The following is an 18,333-nucleotide window of genomic DNA, read 5'->3' as shown; positions in this document are numbered from 1 at the left end:
CCAAGTGACTCGCCGTAAGGGCGAAACCATAAGTGGCCGTTACCGCAGGAATGGAATGTACTCCATCAACGCAGACTGCGATCTTTCAATCACCCCCCACTCTCCGTACGCCGACTAGAAACCTCCGCCGGCACATCATCCCCCGCCATGCGCTTGCGAAACAATGCCGCCCGGGCCAGCAACAACGTGGTCACCGGCACAGTGATCGCCAGCAGTATCGGTATCAGCCACGCATGCAAAACCGGCCCGGACTTGAGCGCCGAAAAGAAGATGATCGAGGCCAGGGCCACGCACCATGCTCCCAGGGTCGAGGCCAGGGCCGGTGGGTGCATGCGCTGGAAGTAATCCTTCATCCGCAACAGGCCAGTGGCGCCAATGAGGGCAAACAGGCTGCCGAGCACCAGCAGGATGGCCACGGGTATTTCCACCCACAAGGATAATGGCGCACTCATTCGATCACCTCGCCGCGCAGGAGGAATTTCGCCAGGGCGAACGAACCGACGAAGCCAAACAGCGCGATCAGCAACGCCGCCTCGAAGTAAGTGTCACTGGCATAGCGAATGCCCAGCGTCAGCATCATCAGCATCGCCACGATGTACAGGTAATCCAGGGCCAGGACCCGGTCCTGGGCCGATGGGCCCTTGAACAGGCGGATCAGGGTCAGGATCATCGCCACGCAAAACAGGAACAGGCTTAGCAGGATGGCGTTGGACAACAAGCTGCTCATTCGAAAATCTCCATCAGCGGGCGCTCGTAGGTCGCCTTGAAGTGCTGGATGAACAGCACTTCGTCATCCAGGTCGAAGACATGCAGCAGCAGGATGCTGCGATCCAGCGCCAGCTCCGACCAGACCGTGCCCGGCACCACCGTGCAGATCATCGACAGCGCGGCCAGGCCATTGGCGTCGCGCAGGTCCAGCGGCACCTTGACGAACCCTGAGCGCGGCGGCTGGCGGCGAGCATTGAGCACACCGAAGGCGACCGCCAGGTTGGACACCAGCACATCGCGACCGACCAGCAGGAACAGACGCAGGATCACCCCGGGCCGACGAACGCGAATCGGCAGCGGGCGCAGCTTGCGCATCATTAAAGGCGCGCAAAACCCCAGCAGGGCGCCCAGCAACAGGTTGCCGGGGCTGAGCGACAGGTTCAGCAGCAACCACAACAGGCACAGGGCCAGCGACAGCCATGGCGCAGGCAGCAGGCGCTTCATGGTTGCACCTCCAGCAGCGCTGCACTGGCCTGCGGGCCTGGCACTACGCGGGTGCCGAGCACGGCCATCACATACTGCTGCGGGTTGTTCAAGGCGTTGGCGGCCGCTTGGGTGTAGCGCAGCAGCGGTTCGGCCTTGAGCGTGAGCAGGATGCACAAGCCCAACAGCGCAAAAATCGGTACGCATTCCAGGCGCCGCAGCGCAGGCGAGGGGCGTTCTGCCGGTGTCCAGAAACGCTGGACGCCGACACGGGCAAAGGCGATCAACGACGCCATCCCCGAGAGGATCAGCAGCGTCAGCAAGCCCCACGCGGCATTCGATACCGGTGCGTCGCCGGCGTTGCCCAGACCCATCGGGTTGAGCAGGGCGCTGAGCAGGCTGAGCTTGCCGATGAACCCGGAAAGCGGTGGCATGCCGATGATCAGCAGGGCGCAGGCGATGAAGCTCAAGCCGAGGAACGCCATGGTCCAGGGAATCACTTGGCCGACCACGGCTTTCTGGTCGTCGTCGAGGTTGATGCCCTTGACCGGATACAACGATTCCAGCGGCCGAGGCAGCATCTCGTTTTCATCCTCCAGGGGCATTTCGTTGGCCGAGCGCGAGCGTTCGATCAACTCCGCCAGCAGGAACAGCGCGCTCAGCGCCAGGGTCGAGCTGACCACATAGAACAGTGCCGCAGCGATCAGGTTGGGCTGGCCGAAGCCGATCGCCGCCAGCAGGATCCCCGCCGACACCAGGATGCTCAGGCTGGCCATGCGCTCCAGGCGTTGGGCCGCGAGGATCGCCACGGCCGCGCAAACGATGGTGGCCATGCCGCCGTAGATCAGCCAGTCGCCACCGAAGTACGCCGAGGCGCCGGCCTGACCGGAAAACAGCAGGGTCCACAGGCGCAGCAAGGTGTAGATGCCGACCTTGGTCATGATCGCAAACATCGCCGCCACCGGCGCGCTGGCCGAGGAGTACGCCGGCACCAGCCAGAAATTCAGCGGCCACATCCCGGCCTTGGCCAGGAACGCCACCGCCAGGATGCCCGCGCCTGCATGCAACAGGCCGCGATCGGCTTCGGGCACCAGCGGGATCTTCAGCGCCAGGTCGGCCATGTTCAGGGTGCCGGTGACGCCGTAGATCAGCGCCGCGCCAATCAGGAACAGGGTCGAGGCCAGCAGGTTGATCGAGATGTAATGCAGCCCTGACGACACCCGCGCCCGGCCCGACCCGTGCAGCATCAAGCCATAGGACGCGGCCAGCAGCACTTCGAAAAACACGAACAGGTTGAACAGGTCCGCCGTCAGGAAGGCGCCATACAGGCCCATCAGCTGGATCTGGAACAGCGCGTGGAAGCTCGAACCGGCGCTGTCCCAGCGCGCCATGGCGAACAGCAGCGCACAGACGCCGATAATGCCGGTCAGCACCAGCATCAGCGCCGACAGGCGATCGACCACCAGCACCAGGCCGAATGGCACCTGCCAGTTGCCCGGCAGATACACGCCAATGGAACCGGCGATGCCGGTGGTTTGCGTCCATTGCAACAGCAGCACTGAAATACCCAGCCCCAGCAGGCTGGAGAACAGGTTGATCTTGGCTTTGAGCGGGCGGTGCTTCTCGCCGAGCATCAGCATGATCGCGGCGGTCAGCAGCGGCAGCAGGATGGGGGCGGCGATCAGGTGCGACATCGGATTCATTCTTTAGGCTCCCGGCCATCCACATGGTCGGTGCCGGTCAGACCGCGCGAAGCCAGCAAGACCACCAGGAACAGTGCGGTCATGGCGAAGCTGATGACGATGGCGGTGAGTACCAGTGCTTGCGGCAGCGGGTCGGTGTAGTGCAGCAGATCCTGGGGCACGCCGTCCTTGATGATCGGCTCCTTGCCGATGAACAGGCTGCCCATGCTGAAGATGAACAGGTTGACACCGTACGACAGCAGGCACAGGCCCATGACCACCTGGAACGTCCGCGGACGCAGGATCAGCCAGACGCCGGACGCGGCCAGGACGCCGATGGCGATGGCGATGACTTCTTCCATCAGACAGCCTCCTTGATGACGACAAGTTTGGGCTGGGCCGCGGTCTTGTGACCCCGCACCGATTGGTGGGCGAGGGCGGTCAGGATCAACAGCGTCGAACCGACCACCACGGCGTACACGCCGACATCAAAGAACAGCGCACTGGCCAGGTGTATGTCGCCCAGCAGCGGCAGGTCGAAATGCCAGGTGTGGGTGGTCAGGAACGGATAGCCGACGAACATCGCGCCCAGGCCGGTGACGGTGGCGAACAGCAGGCCGACGCCCATCCAGCGCAGCGGCCGCAGGCTCATTTGCGCTTCGACCCACTGGGTGCCGGCGACCATGTACTGCAGGATGAACGCCACCGACATCACCAGGCCCGCGACAAAGCCGCCGCCCGGCTGGTTGTGCCCGCGCATGAACAGGTAGAACGAGACCACCAGCGCAATTGGCAGCAGCAGGCGCACCAGCACCGCCGGGACCATCATGAAGCCGAGCGCGGTGTCGCTGGCGTGACGCGGGTTGACCAGGTCGGTGACCACGTCCGGCGCGAGCAGGCGCTGCTGGGCCGGCAACTGCAGGCTTTCCTTCGGCGGACGGAAGCGTCGCAGCAGGGCGAACACGGTAAGCGCCACGGCCGCCAGCACGGTGATTTCGCCGAGGGTGTCGAAGCCGCGGAAGTCCACGAGCATCACGTTGACCACGTTGCTGCCGCCGCCTTCGGGCAGGGCGCGGCTGAGGTAGAACGAAGAAATGTCGTTCGGCGTCTGGCGGGTCAGCATCGCGTAGGCCAGCAACGCCATGCCACCGCCGACTACCGCCGACAGCAGCAAGTCGCGGATGCGGCGGATGCGCGCCCTGCGCAGGCTGCTCGGCAGCGGCGATACCTCTTCGATCCGCCGTGGCAGCCAGCGCAGGCCCAGCAGGATCAACACCGTGGTCACCACTTCGACCACCAGTTGCGTCAACGCCAGGTCCGGGGCCGAGAACCAGACGAAGGTCACACAGGTCATCAGGCCGCAGACGCTGACCATGGTCAGGGCGGCCAGACGATGGTACTTGGCCTGGTATGCGGCGCCGAGGGCGCAGGCAATCGCCAGCAGCCAGAGGATGACGAACACGATCGAGCCCGGGATCTTCGGTCGGTCGCCCCAGTGCAGGCTGCTGTGCAACATCGGGATCAACCCGGCCAGGACCGCGGCGAGCACCATCAGGAACAATTGCATCTGCAGGCGCCGAGTACTGATCAGTGGCTCCAGGCGTCGGGCCAGGCGCATCATCAGCACCAGGCTGCGTTCGAACAGGCGCTTGCCGTTGAAGCGGCCAATCAGCGGCGGGTAATGGAAGCGACCGAGCTTGAGCTGCTTGCGCAATAGCAGGTACAGCACGATGCCGCCGGACATGGCGATCAGGCTCATGATCATCGGCGCGTTCAAGCCGTGCCAGATCGCCAGGCTGTACTCGGGCAAGGTGCCGCCCACGACCGGTTGCGCGGCAGCGGCGAGCAATGGGCCGACCACTTGCGCCGGGAAGATCCCCACCACCAGGCAGGTGAACACCAGCAGCTCGACCGGCGCGCGCATCCAGCGCGGCGGCTCGTGCGGGGTGTGGGGCAGGTCGGTAGCGGTCGGGCCGAAGAACACGTCAACGGTAAAACGCAAGGAGTAGGCGACGCTGAAGGTCCCGGCGATGGTCGCGACGATCGGCAGGGTGGCTTCGATCCAGGCCGTGGCGTTGATGAACACGGTCTCGGCGAAGAACATCTCCTTGGACAGGAAACCGTTGAGCAGCGGCACGCCGGCCATGGAGGCGCTGGCGACCATGGCCAGGGTCGCGGTGAACGGAATCAGCTTGAACAGGCCGTTGAGCCGGCGGATGTCACGGGTGCCGCTTTCGTGGTCGATGATGCCGGCGGCCATGAACAGCGAGGCCTTGAACGTGGCGTGGTTGAGGATGTGGAACACCGCGGCTACGGCGGCCAGCGGGCTGTTCAGGCCCAGCAGCAGGGTGATCAGGCCCAGGTGGCTGATGGTCGAGTACGCCAGCAGGCCCTTGAGGTCGTTCTGGAACATCGCGCAATACGCGCCGAGCAGCAGGGTGGCGGCGCCGGCACCACTGACGATGTAGAACCATTCTTCACTGCCCGAGAGCGACGGCCACAGGCGAGCCAGCAGGAACACCCCGGCCTTGACCATCGTTGCCGAGTGCAGATAGGCCGAAACCGGTGTCGGCGCGGCCATGGCGTGGGGCAGCCAGAAGTGGAAGGGGAATTGCGCGCTTTTGCTTAGCGCGCCGATCAGGATCAGGGGCAGCAGGATAGGGTAGAGGGCATGAGCACGAATCAGCTCGCCGGCGGCCAGGACCTTGTCCAGGTCATAGCTGCCGACCACATGGCCAAGCAGCATGACCCCCGCCAACAGGCACAAGCCGCCCGCACCGGTGACCATCAGCGCCATATAAGCACCGCGTCGCGCGTCGGCGCGGTGGTGCCAATAGCCGATCAACAGGAACGAGAAGAGGCTGGTCAGCTCCCAGAAAAACACGATCTGGATGAGGTTGCCGGAGATCACCAGCCCGAGCATGGCACCCATGAACGCCAGGAAAAACGCGAAGAAACGCGGTACCGGATCGTCCGGCGACATGTAGTAGCGGGCGTACAGCGACACCAGCGTGCCGATGCCCAGCACCAGCATCGAGAACAGCCAGGCGAAACCGTCCAAGCGCAGGACAAGGTTCAGGCCAAGGCTGGGCAGCCAAAGGAATTCTTCGTGGATTACGCCGCCATGGGCGATTTGCGGGTACAGCAGGGCGACCTGGACGGTGCCGATCAAAGCGACCAGGCCAGCCAGTAGGGATTCGGTATTACGCGCGTTGTGAGGCAGCACCGCTGCCAGACAGCTGCCTATGAAAGGCAGAAGCAGTAGAACTATCAGGGACATAGGCTTCTAATCTGCGGAAGTTTGTGAAGCATCATACGTACCAGTTCCCGGATCGCCAAACGCCAAGCTGTCGCAGAATCCTACAAGGTAGACGGAAAAGTCTTGCTTCACATTGTTTCGAAGGCCTGCGTTCAGCAGGTCCGGCCTCTTCGCGAGCAGGCTCGCTCCCACAGGAGAATGCATTTCAACTGTGGGAGATTCTATGGTTGAGGGGAAGCCCTCAACTGGTTTTCGGTTGGTATTCACTCTGCCCCTTCAGCAGGGCGAATACGATACGAGCGAGCTTGCGAGCCAGCATCACCAAGGCTTGAGTGGTGCTGAAACCCCGATTTCTTTGTTCTTGGTAAAACCCTTTCCAGGCTTCGGTTCGACTCGCCGACATAGCCGCATTGTGCAGAAGGCGGCGGGCTTCTGGATCGCCTCGCTTGGTCAAACTCCGGCGACCATCTTTTTGCCCTGATTTTGACACCCGCAAGTCCATTCCAAGAAAGGCGATAAAGGCATCTGCGTTTCGGAAGTCTCCGCGCTGGAACGCCGTGAGCAAGCGCGCGCCAGTCAAAAATCCAACCCCTTCAACTTTCAAGCAACGCTTCAACTGCCCCAGCAAACCGGCTTCTTTCAGCTGATCGTTGATCGTCTTTTCGATCAGCGTCTCAAGCTGCTGCATGGACTTTATTTGCTCGGAAAAAGCAGCCTTCAGCAAGGGCTCATTCGACCAGCTTTGCACTAGGCCGACCCTGGCCTGGACCAAGGCCGCCCGGCGGCGAAAAAGACTCAGGAGTTGGCGATACAGCGGTGTCGGCGGCGTCCATGGGTGAAGTTCTTCATGCTCGTTCTTCAGATAGCGAGCAAGCAGTTTGGCATCCAGTGCATCGGTTTTGGCACGGACCTTCACACCTTCTCGGTAATGTTTGAGCTCATAGCCGCCCACCATGTAAATCACGCAGCCGGCCTCAAAGGCCAGGTCAGCGAACTCCAGGTGGTAGATGTTGGTGGCTTCAACAGCAATAGCCACACTCCCCGGCAAGTCCTTTAACCACTTGTTGATGCTGATTTTGTTGTTGGGAATCTCTTCAAGCAGGTCCAGTTCGGCGTGATAAATCACCAATTCTTTCTTGGCGACATCCACGCCCACGATCGGCTTTGAAACAGAAACCGGCATTGCCATAGGTTTTCCTCCGGGATAAGGTTTTAAGCACTTGAAGGGCTCACCCAGAGGCGCAGGCTTGTTCCTATCGTCGGTCTAGGCCAGATGCATTCTTTATCGGCGCTTGGGTGAAAGGAGGAGGGGCGAACTCTCCCACAGTCTGTACTGCGTCAACAGTCAGAATCGAGCCTTGTCCCTCCTCCTCCCTTCAAGTCCTACCATACAAGCGAGCCTGCTCGCGAAAGCTATCTTCCAGACGTTGCAGATTTTGCGGTTAACCCTGGGTTTCCCGCTCCAACGCTTCCTCAGCCACAGCGGCCTTACCCTTGGTCTTCAACTCACTGACAATCACCGCCGCCACGATCAATCCCGCTCCCACCAGCGCAATCGCCGGCAGTCGCTCCCCGGCGATCCGCCCGACAATCCCGGCCCACACCGGCTCACCGGCATAGATCAAGGTCGCGCGGGTTGGCGAAACACTCTTCTGCGCCCAGTTCATCGCCACCTGGATCGCCGCACTCGCCGCGCCCAGCCCAAGGGCACTGCACAACAGCAACCAGGAGAAATCAGGAATGTGTTCCTGGGTCGGCACCACCATCAGGAACGACAGCAGCGACGTGACCGCCAATTGCACCACGGTCACCCGTTTCACATCGACCTGGCCGGCAAAGTTGCTGATCAGGATGATCTCCGCCGCAATGGCAATGGCGCTGATCAAGGTAGCGATTTCACCGGGGCTGAAGTTCAATGCCGCGCCGGAAGGGCCCGACAGCAGCATCAACCCGGTAAATGCCAGCATGATGCCAATACTTGGCATCAGCCCCGGACGACGCCCCAGTACCAGCCATTGCAGCAACGGCACGAAGGGCACGTACAGCGCGGTAATGAACGCCGACTGGCTGCTGGGAATGCTTTGCAGCCCGACCGTCTGCAGGCCGTAGCCGAGCATGATCGCCACGCCGATGAAGGCGCCGGCCTTCAATTCAAACAAGGTCAGGTCCCGCAGGCTGCGCCAGGAGAACAGCGCGACGATGATCGCGGCGGCGGCAAAGCGCAGGCCGACGAAAAACATCGGGCCACTGACGGTCATCGCATGCTGGACCAGCAGAAAGGTCCCGCCCCAGACCATGGTGATCAACACCAGCACGCACTCGGCCTTGCTGAGTCGCAGGAAACGGGAGGGAGCCTGGGAGGAGTTCACCGACGTCATGATCTTGCACACTGTTTGAGGGGGACGCACAATGCGCCCGAAGTTGGGCAGTATACTGCGCAACACCATCAAGTGAGCAATATAGTGCACAAAGATTCCTCGCCCCGGGCTTCGGTCCTGCAACACGTCAGCCAGAACATTCGGCGGTTGCGCCATGCCGCCGATATGAGCCAGACCGCGTTGGCGGAAAAATCCGGTGTCAGTCGCCGGATGCTGGTGGCGATCGAGGCCGGCGAAAAGAACGTTAGCCTGACCACCCTCGACCGTGTCGCCGAAGCGTTGGACGTGGCCTTCAGCGACCTGATCCAGGCCCCCGATGTGCGCGACCATAGCCGCATCAACGAACTCGCCTGGGCCGGAACGATCCCCGGTAGCAAGGCGGTGCTGCTGGCCAAGGCCAATGCCACCCGTGAAGTCGAACTCTGGGAATGGCGCCTGGAGCCGGGCGAGCATTATCCGTCGGAGCCTGACGCCGAAGGCTGGAGCGAACAGTTCTACGTGTTCGAAGGCTGCCTGACGGTGATGGTCGGCGAGGTGCCGCACAAGATCGCCGCCGGCGAGTTCTTCATGTTCGCCAGCAACCAGCCGCATTCCTATCGCAACGAGGGAGAAGTCGCGGTGCGCTTTGTGCGCAATGTGGTGATCTGAACTGTTGGCCGGTCAACACTGGATAAACATTTTGCTGTTCTGAAGCTAAAAGCTTTTCTCTAATAATTCGTTAAGATTTTGATAAATAACGAATTTAAATTCAGGCACGACTCCTGCAAAAGCTCTGGTGCATTCACCCAGAACCCGGAGTCGGCCCATGACAGCCTCAGCCCAATCCCCCCGCTCGGCCAGTGTGAGCCCTGCCCATGTGATCCGCTCGGATGCGGAAGCGATTGCCATCGCCCACAAGCTCGCGGCGCGATTCGCCGTCGAAGCCAGCGTGCGCGATCGCGAACGACGTCTGCCGGTTGCCGAGCTCGACGAGTTCTCCGCTAGCGGCCTCTGGGGCATCACCGTGCCAAAAGCCTACGGTGGCGCCGGAGTGTCTTATGTGACCGTCGCCGAAGTGATCAAGATCATTTCCGCCGCTGATTCTTCCCTGGGACAGATCCCGCAAAACCACCTTGGCGTGCTCGACATCCTGGTGCAAACCGCCAGCGAAGAGCAGAAGCAGTACTACTTCGGCAAAGTGCTGCAGGGTTACCGCTTCGGCAACGCCTTCTCGGAATCGAAAAGCAAACACGCCGGGGCTTTTGAAACCCGTATTCACTTCAACGACGACACCGCGCAAATCGACGGCGAGAAGTTCTACTGCACCGGCGCGCTGTTTGCGCACATCGTGCCGGCGGTGGCGGTCAACGAACAGAACCAGGCGTTCATCGCTTTCATCGAGCGCGACAATCCCGGCTTGACGGTGATCGACAGTTGGGACGGATTCGGCCAGCGCACCACCGCCAGCGGTGGCGTGACCCTGAACGCGGTGCAGGTCCCGCTCAGCGCGGTGATCCCGGCCCACAAAGCCTTCGATGAGCCAACCGCCGACGGCCCGATCTCACAAATCATCCAGGCCGCCGTGGACACCGGTATCGCCGTGGGTGCCCTGGAAGAAACCAAGCGCTACGCCCGTGAAGCGCGGCCATGGATCGACAGCGGCCAGGACCACGGCTGGCAGGACCCGTTCAGCATTGCCGCCATCGGCGATCTCGAATGGCGTGTGCGGGGTAGCGAAGCGATCCTGAAAAAGGCCGGCCAGGCCATTGACGCCGCGCTGCTCGACGCCAATGAAGACACGGTGGCGCACGCCTCGGTGGTGGTCGCCCAGGCGAAAGTGCTGTCCACCGAAATCGCCTTGCTCACCAGCAGCAAGCTCTTCGAACTGGCCGGTACCCGCTCGGTGCTCGGCAAATACAACCTCGACCGTCACTGGCGCAACGCCCGCACCCATACGCTGCACGACCCGGCGCGCTGGAAATACCACTTGATCGGCAACTACCTGCTCAACGGCGTAAAGCCTGCGCGCCACGCCTGGAACTGAGGAGTCCACCATGAACGCCTTGACCCAACCGATTGCCGCCGGGCAACCCCTGGCCAACAGCCGGCATGACCTGCACAACGCGCGTAGCCTGCTCGATGCGACCTTGCGTTTCGTCCGCCAGCACAACCAGGCAACTGATGAGCCTCTGGTGATCAGCCGCCTTGGCGATGTGCACATCCGCATCGAAGTGGCCGCTGCGCTGCTGGAACGCGCTGAAGAATTTCTCGCCAGTGGCACTGACGACATCGAAGTCAGCATCGCCGAAGCCGAATCCCGCCTGGCCAGCGCCGAGGCTTTGAGCACAGCCAGCAACGCCGAATTCGAACTCACGGGGCAGCGCACCGCATTGCCGGGTTCGCTGCACGATCCGCTGCGCGGCAAGCTCCACCTCATCGGCAACTTTCGCCTCAACGGCATTCACCCGCCCAGCTTGCACACATCAACCAAGGGAGCCGTTTGATGGCCCGTGAAATCCGTCTCAATGCTTTCGACATGAACTGCGTCGGCCATCAGTCGCCAGGGTTGTGGGCGCATCCGCGGGATCGTTCCTGGCAGTACAAGGACCTGGAATACTGGACAGATCTGGCGAAAATCCTCGAGCGCGGCAAGTTCGACGGCCTGTTCATCGCCGATGTGCTTGGCATCTACGACGTCTATAACGGTAACGGCGATGCGGCAATCCGCCAGGCGGCCCAGGTGCCGGTCAACGACCCGCTGCAACTGATCCCGCCGATGGCGCTGGTGACCGAACACCTGGGCTTTGGCCTGACCGCGTCGCTGTCGTTCGAGCATCCGTACCCGTTTGCCCGACGCCTGTCGACCCTCGATCACCTGACCAAGGGCCGCGCTGGCTGGAACATCGTGACCTCGTACCTGGAGAGCGGGGCGAAGAACCTCGGGCAGAAAACCCAGACCGAGCACGACGCCCGCTACGACTTCGCCGAAGAGTACCTGCAGGTTTGCTACAAGCTCTGGGAGGGCAGTTGGGAAGAGGGCGCGATCCTGCGCGATCGCGAGCGGCGGATCTTCAGCGACCCGAGCAAAATCCACGAGATCCAACATGTCGGCAAACACTTCCAGGTGCCGGGGATTCACCTCTGCGAGCCCTCGCCGCAACGCACTCCGGTGTTATATCAGGCGGGGGCGTCAAGTCGCGGCAAGCAGTTCGCCGCCGAGCATGCCGAGTGTGTGTTCGTCGCCGCACCGTCGAAAGTGCTGCTGAAGAAAACCGTGGCCGACATCCGCAAGCGTGCAGCGCAGGCGGGGCGTGATCCGTCGAAGATCCTGATTTTCAACCTGCAGACGGTGATCCTCGGCGAGACCGACGCCAAGGCCAAGGCCAAGTTCGAGGAATACAAGAGCTGGGTCAGTTATGAGGGCGCGATGGCGTTGATTTCCGGCTGGACGGGCATCGATTTCAGTCAGTTCAACCCGGATGAACCGCTCAAGCATGTGCACACCAATGCCATTCAATCGGCGGTGGAGGCGTTCTCCACGGCCAATCCGAACAAGGTCTGGACCCCCAATGAACTGGCCGACTGGGTGGGCATCGGTGGCTTTGGCCCGTTGTTTGTCGGGAGCCCGGAAACCGTTGCCGATCTGCTGCAGGAATGGGTCGAGGAGACGGATGTGGATGGCTTCAACCTGGCGTATGCGCTGACCCACGAAACGTTCATCGATGCCGTGGAGTTGCTGGTGCCGGAGTTGCAGAAACGCGGTGTGTACAAGACCGAATACGCGCCGGGGACATTGCGCGAGAAGTTGTTCGGTGAAGGACCGCGCTTGCCGCAGATTCATCCGGGCAGCGGGTACCGCGATCTGGCGGGGTTGCGGCAGCAGGAGAGAAAGGTGGTGTCTGCCTGAGTAGATGATCGTTCCCACGCTCTGCGTGGGAATGCATCCCGGGACGCTCCGCGTCCCTGCATCAGGAGCGGACGCAGAGCGTCCATGGCGGCGTTCCCACGCAGAGCGTGGGAACGATCATGGCATCTTCGCGAGCAGGCTCGCTCCCACATTACCCATGAACAGGAGGTCAACCCATGAGCGTGCACGAACTCAAGCGTCCGCCGATTGCGGATACCAGGGAATGGCAGGTCAGCGCACCCAAGGCGCTGGAGCAATTGCGCCATTGGGCGCAAATCAGTCCTTTGCAGCCAGCGCTGCGGCACAAGCGTCACGGGCAATGGTTTGCCTGGCGCTGGATCGATGTCTTGCGCGATGTCGAGCGCCTGGCCGATGGCTTGCGCCAGCAAGGATTCGATGAGGATTCGCGGCTGGCCGTCAGCGGCGCCTTCGAGCCGAACCTGTTGCTGCTGGCCCTGGCGGCTCAGCACATCGGCGGCGAGGTGCTGGCCATCGCCGACAACCTCGACGCTCCCGCCTTGCACAACGTCCTGTGGCGCAGCAGCCCTGGCCACGCCTTTGTGCAGGGACGGCAGGCGCGGCAACTCTGGCTCAACCAGGGCCAGTCGTTGCTCGACTTCGCCGAGCTGCTGGGCCCGACAGAGCATCCGCAACGGCTTCGCCTCGGTGTGAACGCAGAACAGTTATGGAGCGAAGAGGGCACCGAATGGCAGGACGGCCTGGCGGTATTGTTCAAACAATGGCTCGGTGTCGGGCAAACCCTGGCTTTCCCGGAAAGCCCTGGCAGCGCCAGTCGTGATCGCCGTGAAGTGGCGCCTTCGGGCTTGCTGCTCTCCGCCGGGCGCCTGCAACTGCTTGCCATGGAAATCGAAAGCCGCCTCGCGTCACCGGGCACCTGGCGCCGCCGCCTGTGCGACTGGGCCATTGCCCAGCCGCAAAAGCCCCTGCAACGCCTGATCAAGACCCGCGTCCGCCGCCTGCTGGGCTTTCACAACCTGCACTTCATCTGGCAAGCCACGCGCACCGCGCAAGCGCAATCCACGCCTGCCTGGCTCGCCGAATTCAAACGGAACATCGCATGATCTCGACCGATTCCATCCTGCAAGTCAGCGGTATTTCCCTGTCCTTCAAAGGCGTCAAGGCGATCAACGACCTGTCGTTCGATGTGCGCCGTGGCGAGATCTGCGCGTTGATCGGCCCCAACGGGGCGGGCAAGAGTTCGTTGCTCAATGTGCTCAACGGCGTGTACCGCTTCGATGCCGGTTCGATCGTGTTCGAGCAGCAGTCTTTCAAGCGCATCGATCCTTTGAGCGCTGCGCGCCGGGGCATAGGCCGAACGTTCCAGAACAACGCGCTGTTCAAGAAAATGAGCGTGATCGACAACCTCCTGACCGGCCTGTCGCGACACCTGCGCAGCAGCTTCATCGAGCAGGCATTGGGTTTGCCACGAGCCCGGCTTGAAGCCGAACAGTTTCGCCAGCAGGCCCAAGGCATCCTCGAATTCCTCGAACTGCAAGCCCAACGCGATGTGCCGGTGGGCAATCTCGCCTATGGCCTGCAAAAGCGCGTCGAGCTGGGCCGCGCCCTGATCGCCGGTCCGAGCCTATTGCTGCTCGACGAGCCGATGGCCGGGATGAACGCCGAGGAAAAACAGGATATGGCCCGATTCATCGCCTACATCAACCGTGACCTTGGCACCACGGTGGTGTTGATCGAACACGACATGAGCGTGGTGATGGGCCTGTCCGACCATGTGGTGGTACTCGACTACGGGCGCAAGGTTGGCGATGGCACGCCTGCCCAGGTGCAGGCCAACCCTGAGGTGATCGCGGCGTATCTGGGAGTGGTGCACTGATGACGTTCTTCGTTGAAACCCTGCTCGGCGGCTTGCTCGCTGGAACCCTGTATTCGCTGGTCGCCATCGGCTTCGTGCTGATCTACAAGGCCAGCGGTGTGTTCAATTTCGCCCAGGGCGCGATGCTGTTGTTCGCCGCGCTGACTTTCGTCAGCCTGCACGATCAGGGTGTGCCGTTTGCCCTGGCGCTGCTGTTGACAGTGCTGGTGATGATCGTTGGCGCGCTGTTGATCGAGCGGCTGGTGCTGCGACCCTTGGTCAATCGCTCACAGATCACCCTGTTCATGGCCACGCTCGGCCTGTCCTTCATCATCGAAGGCCTGGCGCAAGGCTTGATGGGCTCGCAGGTCCGGGCGCTGGACCTGGGCATCGACGACGTGCCGCTGTTCATTGGCGCGATGATGTTCAGCCAGTTCGACCTGATCGCCGCCGCTGCGGCCATCGTGCTGGTGACGGTGCTGGCACTGCTGTTCAACAAGACCCGCATCGGCATCTCGTTGCGGGCGGTGGCAGATGACACCACCGCCGCGCTGTCCATCGGCATCAACCTCAACCGCATCTGGCAGATCGTCTGGGCCGTGGCCGGAGTGGTCGGACTCGTGGCCGGGTTGCTCTGGGGGGCGCGACAAGGGGTGCAGTTTTCCCTGTCGCTGGTGGTGCTCAAGGCGTTGCCGGTGTTGATCATCGGTGGTTTCACCTCGATTGGCGGGGCGATTGTCGGCGGGCTGATCGTCGGTGCGGCGGAGAACCTCGCCGAAGTCTACATCGGCCCGCTGATCGGTGGCGGCATCACGCCGTGGTTTGCTTATGTCCTGGCCCTGGCCTTCCTCTACATCCGTCCCGCCGGCCTGTTCGGCGAGCGCGCCATCGAGCGAGTCTGAACCCATGTCGATTTCCCTTACCCGTGAAACCGCACCGGCGGTGTTGGTCCGGCGCCGCGTGCCGTTCGGTCTGGTCGGCTTATTGCTGATCGCGGTTGTCGTCGTTCCACTGACCGGCAACGACTATTGGTTGAACGCCATTCTGATTCCGTTCCTGGTGCTGTCCCTGGCCGGACTTGGCCTGAACCTGCTGACCGGCTACACCGGGCAAACCTCGGTGGGTGCGGCCGGGTTCATGGCGGTCGGGGCGTTTGCCACGTACGGTTTTCTGTTGCGTTTGCCTGAACTGGGGCTGCCAGTGGCGTTGCTGGGTGGCGGTTTGATCAGTGCGGTGGTGGGCTTTTTTTTCGGGCTGCCGAGTTCGCGGATCAAGGGCTTTTACCTGATGGTTACCACCCTGGCGGCGCAGTTTTTCCTGGAGTGGCTGTTCGTCAAATTCCCCTGGTTCTACAACTACGGCTCGTCCGGCACCATCAGCGCACCGAAACTGGCGCTGTTCGGCCATGACCTGAACACGCCGCTGGGCCGCTATTGGCTGACCCTGACCACTGTGCTGCTGCTGACCTGGGTCGCGGTGAACCTGGTGAAAAGCCAGATCGGCCGCAACTGGATGGCGATCCGCGACATGGACACCGCCGCTGCCGTCATCGGTATTCCCGTGGCGCGCTACAAGCTCCTGGCATTTGCCGTCAGCTCGTTCTACCTGGGCATCGCCGGCGCCTTGTGGGCCTTTGCCTACCTGGGCACCGCCAGTGCCAGCAGTTTCGATATCAATCGATCATTCCAGATCCTGTTCATCATCATTATCGGTGGCATGGGCAGCATCGCCGGCAACTTCGTCGGCGCGGCATTCATCAGCCTGTTGCCAATCCTGCTCAGCCACCTCGGCCAAGCCTTGCTCGGTGGCGCGGTGGATGCCGGGCAGCTGCAAAACCTGCAAAAAATCATCTTCGGCGTGCTGATCATCCTGTTCCTGATCAAGGAACCGGAAGGCTTGATCCGCCTGCTGGGCAATCTTCGTGAACGGCTGGGCCACTGGCCGCTGCGCTTCTGAATCCTTCCACTACTAGAGAAACAACATGCGTGCATCCTTGAAACGCTCCCTGCTCGGCGCCGCTTTGGCGCTGGCGGTTTTCGGCAGTGCAGTACCGATGGCCCAGGCCTCGGCGGACCAGCAGTTCTTTCCGTTGGCCACTTACCGGGTCGGCGCCTACGCCTCCAGCGGCGTACAGGTGTGGGCCGGGATGATCGATTACCTCAACTACATCAACGAGGTCGAAGGCGGGATCAATGGGGTGAAACTGGTTTGGCAGGAATGCGAAACCGAATGGACGGCGGAGAAGGGCATCGAGTGTTACGAGCGCTTCAAGAATGGCCTGGATGGCGCGCCCGTAGCGGTCTATCAACCTAACGGCGCGCCGGCGGCCTATGCCCTGAGTGAACGGGCGGAAGTCGACAGGATTCCGCTGATCACCCTGGGTTATGGCCGCACCGAAGCCACCGACGGCACGGTGTTCCCGTACAACTTCCCGGTGATGCTGACCTTCTACAGCGAAGCCTCCAGCCTGATCAACTACATCGCCCAGCGAGAGGGTGGCTTCGACAAACTCAAGGGCAAGAAAATCGCCACGGTCTACCACGACTCCGCATACGGTCGCGAAACCCTGGGGCCGCTCAAGCTGTTGGCCGAGAAGTACGGGTTCGAGAACATCCAGATTCCGGTGGCCGATCCGGGCAATGAGCAATCGGCGCAATGGCGGCAGATCCGTCAGCTCAACCCGGACTGGGTGTTCCTGCGCACCTGGGGCGTGTCGACCCCGGTGGCGGTCAAGACCGCTGCGCGTTTCGGCTTCCCGGTGGACCACATCGTCGGCGACATCTGGGCCAGCTCCAGCGAAGACGTGCTGCCCGCTGGCGCTGCCGCCAAAGGCTACCTGGCGCTGACGCCGTACCCGGCCGGCACTGACTTCGAGATCCACAAGCGCCTCAAGCAATACATCCTCGACAAGGGCAAGAGCGACCTCAAGGACCTGAAGAATTTCGGCAGCGTCTACTACAACTCCGGGCTGGTGAATGCCGCCGTGGCGGTGGAAGCGATTCGCACCGCCCAGGGCAAATTCGGCAAGCGCCCGCTCAACGGTGAGGAAGGGCGTTGGGGCCTGGAACATCTGAATATCGACGATGCGCGGCTCAAGGACATGGGTTACTTCGGCCTGATGCAGAACCTCAAGCTGTCTTGCAAGGATCACGAGGGCGGCGGTTCGGCGCGGGTGCAGCAGTGGGACGGCGCCAACTGGACGCTGATCAGTGACTGGATCGCCGCCGACCGTGCGTTGTTGCGGCCATTGATCGATGAGAAATCCGCCGCGTTCGCCAAGGAAAAAGGCCTGACGCCACGCACCTGCACCGCGGAGGAATAAGCCATGAGCCATGCCGCCAGCGACATTGCCGTCAACGATTTGTTGCGGGTCAATGACATCGAAGTGATCTACGACGGCGCGATCCTGGCCGTGGCCGGCGTCTCGCTGACGGTGCCCAAGGGCGGCATCGTCGCGTTGCTCGGCGCCAACGGCGCGGGTAAAAGCACCACGCTCAAGGCGATTTCCGGGCTGGTGCGGGCCGAGCGGGCCGAGGTCAGTCGTGGCAGCATCGAGTTCCTGGGGCGTGATACCGCAGGCGTCGATCCGAGCCTGCGGGTGCGCGAAGGGATGGTCCACGTACTGGAGGGCCGGCACGTCTTCGCGCAATTGACGGTGGAGGACAACTTGCGCAGTGGTGGATTTGTCCGCGGCTTGAGTCGCCAGGACATGGCCCGGGAGCTGGAGCGCATCTACGCCTGGTTTCCGCGCCTGAAAACCAAGCGCAAGACCCAGGCCGGCCTCACGTCCGGTGGCGAACAGCAGATGGTCGCCATCGGCCGCGCATTGATGACACGTCCTACTTTGGTACTGCTCGACGAACCTTCCATGGGATTGGCGCCTATCATCGTCCAGGAGATTTTCGAGATCGTCGCCCAGCTCAACCGCGACGCACAAGTGAGCTTCCTGATTGCCGAGCAAAATATTAATGTGGCGCTCAAGTACGCTTCCACGGCCTATGTCCTCGACACCGGCCGGGTGGTGTTGTCCGGCAGCGCCAGCGAGCTGCTGGCCCGGGGCGATCTGCATGACTTCTATCTAGGTAAACACTGAGCAGTGAGAA

The 18,333-nt window shown here is 62.1% G+C and carries 18 protein-coding genes; 10 read left to right on the top strand and 8 right to left on the bottom strand.

The features are described 5' to 3' along the window. Positions 1–89 precede the first annotated feature (89 nt). The 8 genes from PSUM_RS08170 to PSUM_RS08135 form a co-directional block, all read right to left on the bottom strand. Positions 90–452 (bottom strand): Na+/H+ antiporter subunit G, encoded by a 363-nt coding sequence (locus PSUM_RS08170; protein ID WP_008063389.1) that lies wholly within the window; start codon positions 450–452, stop codon positions 90–92. After that, positions 449–727 carry a K+/H+ antiporter subunit F gene (locus PSUM_RS08165; RefSeq protein ID WP_008063386.1) on the bottom strand — a complete coding sequence of 93 codons (279 nt, stop codon included), beginning with the start codon at positions 725–727 and terminating at the stop codon, positions 449–451. The genes PSUM_RS08170 and PSUM_RS08165 overlap by 4 nt, the downstream gene beginning before the upstream one ends. Beyond that, on the bottom strand, positions 724–1,212 hold the full coding sequence (locus PSUM_RS08160; RefSeq protein ID WP_033043270.1) for a Na+/H+ antiporter subunit E: 489 nt from the start codon (positions 1,210–1,212) through the stop codon (positions 724–726). The genes PSUM_RS08165 and PSUM_RS08160 overlap by 4 nt, the downstream gene beginning before the upstream one ends. After that, positions 1,209–2,894 (bottom strand): monovalent cation/H+ antiporter subunit D, encoded by a 1,686-nt coding sequence (locus tag PSUM_RS08155; protein WP_020800952.1) that lies wholly within the window; start codon positions 2,892–2,894, stop codon positions 1,209–1,211. Before PSUM_RS08155 ends, PSUM_RS08160 begins: the two co-directional genes overlap by 4 nt. Further along, positions 2,891–3,235: a Na+/H+ antiporter subunit C gene (locus PSUM_RS08150; RefSeq protein WP_007986256.1), complete on the bottom strand. Its 345-nt coding sequence runs from the start codon at positions 3,233–3,235 to the stop codon at positions 2,891–2,893. Before PSUM_RS08150 ends, PSUM_RS08155 begins: the two co-directional genes overlap by 4 nt. After that, complete coding sequence (locus tag PSUM_RS08145) at positions 3,235–6,153, bottom strand: monovalent cation/H+ antiporter subunit A (RefSeq protein WP_083349326.1); 2,919 nt, start codon at positions 6,151–6,153, stop codon at positions 3,235–3,237. Before PSUM_RS08145 ends, PSUM_RS08150 begins: the two co-directional genes overlap by 1 nt. 220 nt (positions 6,154–6,373) lie before the next feature. Beyond that, a complete protein-coding gene (locus tag PSUM_RS08140) occupies positions 6,374–7,321 on the bottom strand; it encodes an IS110 family RNA-guided transposase (protein WP_033044663.1) in 948 nt (315 codons plus the stop codon). Between the two features lie 253 nt (positions 7,322–7,574). Continuing rightward, positions 7,575–8,579 (bottom strand): DMT family transporter, encoded by a 1,005-nt coding sequence (locus PSUM_RS08135; protein WP_175582350.1) that lies wholly within the window; start codon positions 8,577–8,579, stop codon positions 7,575–7,577. Between the two features lie 15 nt (positions 8,580–8,594). Here PSUM_RS08135 and PSUM_RS08130 point away from each other — a divergent pair, with 15 nt between their 5' ends. The 10 genes from PSUM_RS08130 to PSUM_RS08080 all read left to right on the top strand — a co-directional run bounded on the left by PSUM_RS08130 (position 8,595) and on the right by PSUM_RS08080 (position 18,323). After that, the gene (locus tag PSUM_RS08130; RefSeq protein WP_020800954.1) at positions 8,595–9,158 is read left to right on the top strand and encodes a helix-turn-helix domain-containing protein; all 564 of its coding nucleotides are present in this window, start codon (positions 8,595–8,597) and stop codon (positions 9,156–9,158) included. 157 nt (positions 9,159–9,315) lie between these two features. Next, positions 9,316–10,533, top strand: a complete 1,218-nt coding sequence (locus PSUM_RS08125) for an SfnB family sulfur acquisition oxidoreductase (protein WP_042955902.1) — start codon at positions 9,316–9,318, stop codon at positions 10,531–10,533. Between the two features lie 10 nt (positions 10,534–10,543). Then, positions 10,544–10,993 carry an acyl-CoA dehydrogenase gene (locus PSUM_RS08120; RefSeq protein ID WP_033043274.1) on the top strand — a complete coding sequence of 150 codons (450 nt, stop codon included), beginning with the start codon at positions 10,544–10,546 and terminating at the stop codon, positions 10,991–10,993. Then, complete coding sequence (locus PSUM_RS08115) at positions 10,993–12,396, top strand: LLM class flavin-dependent oxidoreductase (protein ID WP_033043275.1); 1,404 nt, start codon at positions 10,993–10,995, stop codon at positions 12,394–12,396. Before PSUM_RS08120 ends, PSUM_RS08115 begins: the two co-directional genes overlap by 1 nt. 176 nt (positions 12,397–12,572) lie before the next feature. After that, entirely contained in the window at positions 12,573–13,478 is a 906-nt protein-coding gene (locus PSUM_RS08105) for an acyl-CoA synthetase family protein (protein WP_083349325.1), read from the top strand. Further along, positions 13,475–14,251, top strand: a complete 777-nt coding sequence (locus tag PSUM_RS08100; protein WP_020800960.1) for an ABC transporter ATP-binding protein — start codon at positions 13,475–13,477, stop codon at positions 14,249–14,251. Before PSUM_RS08105 ends, PSUM_RS08100 begins: the two co-directional genes overlap by 4 nt. Further along, a complete protein-coding gene (locus PSUM_RS08095; RefSeq protein WP_020800961.1) occupies positions 14,251–15,132 on the top strand; it encodes a branched-chain amino acid ABC transporter permease in 882 nt (293 codons plus the stop codon). The genes PSUM_RS08100 and PSUM_RS08095 overlap by 1 nt, the downstream gene beginning before the upstream one ends. Before the next feature lie 4 nt (positions 15,133–15,136). Further along, positions 15,137–16,186 (top strand): branched-chain amino acid ABC transporter permease, encoded by a 1,050-nt coding sequence (locus PSUM_RS08090; RefSeq protein ID WP_033043855.1) that lies wholly within the window; start codon positions 15,137–15,139, stop codon positions 16,184–16,186. Positions 16,187–16,211: 25 nt separating this feature from the next. Beyond that, positions 16,212–17,552, top strand: coding sequence for an ABC transporter substrate-binding protein (locus tag PSUM_RS08085; RefSeq protein ID WP_083349324.1), 1,341 nt, complete (start codon positions 16,212–16,214; stop codon positions 17,550–17,552). A gap of 3 nt (positions 17,553–17,555) precedes the next feature. After that, positions 17,556–18,323, top strand: coding sequence for an ABC transporter ATP-binding protein (locus tag PSUM_RS08080; RefSeq protein ID WP_083349323.1), 768 nt, complete (start codon positions 17,556–17,558; stop codon positions 18,321–18,323). The last annotated feature ends 10 nt before the right edge of the window (positions 18,324–18,333 follow it).

This window comes from Pseudomonas umsongensis, assembly GCF_002236105.1.
Taxonomy (GTDB): Bacteria; Pseudomonadota; Gammaproteobacteria; order Pseudomonadales; family Pseudomonadaceae; genus Aquipseudomonas; species Aquipseudomonas umsongensis.
Note: the sequence above shows the minus strand (reverse complement) of the source record. Positions and strands in the feature narration are given on the sequence as shown.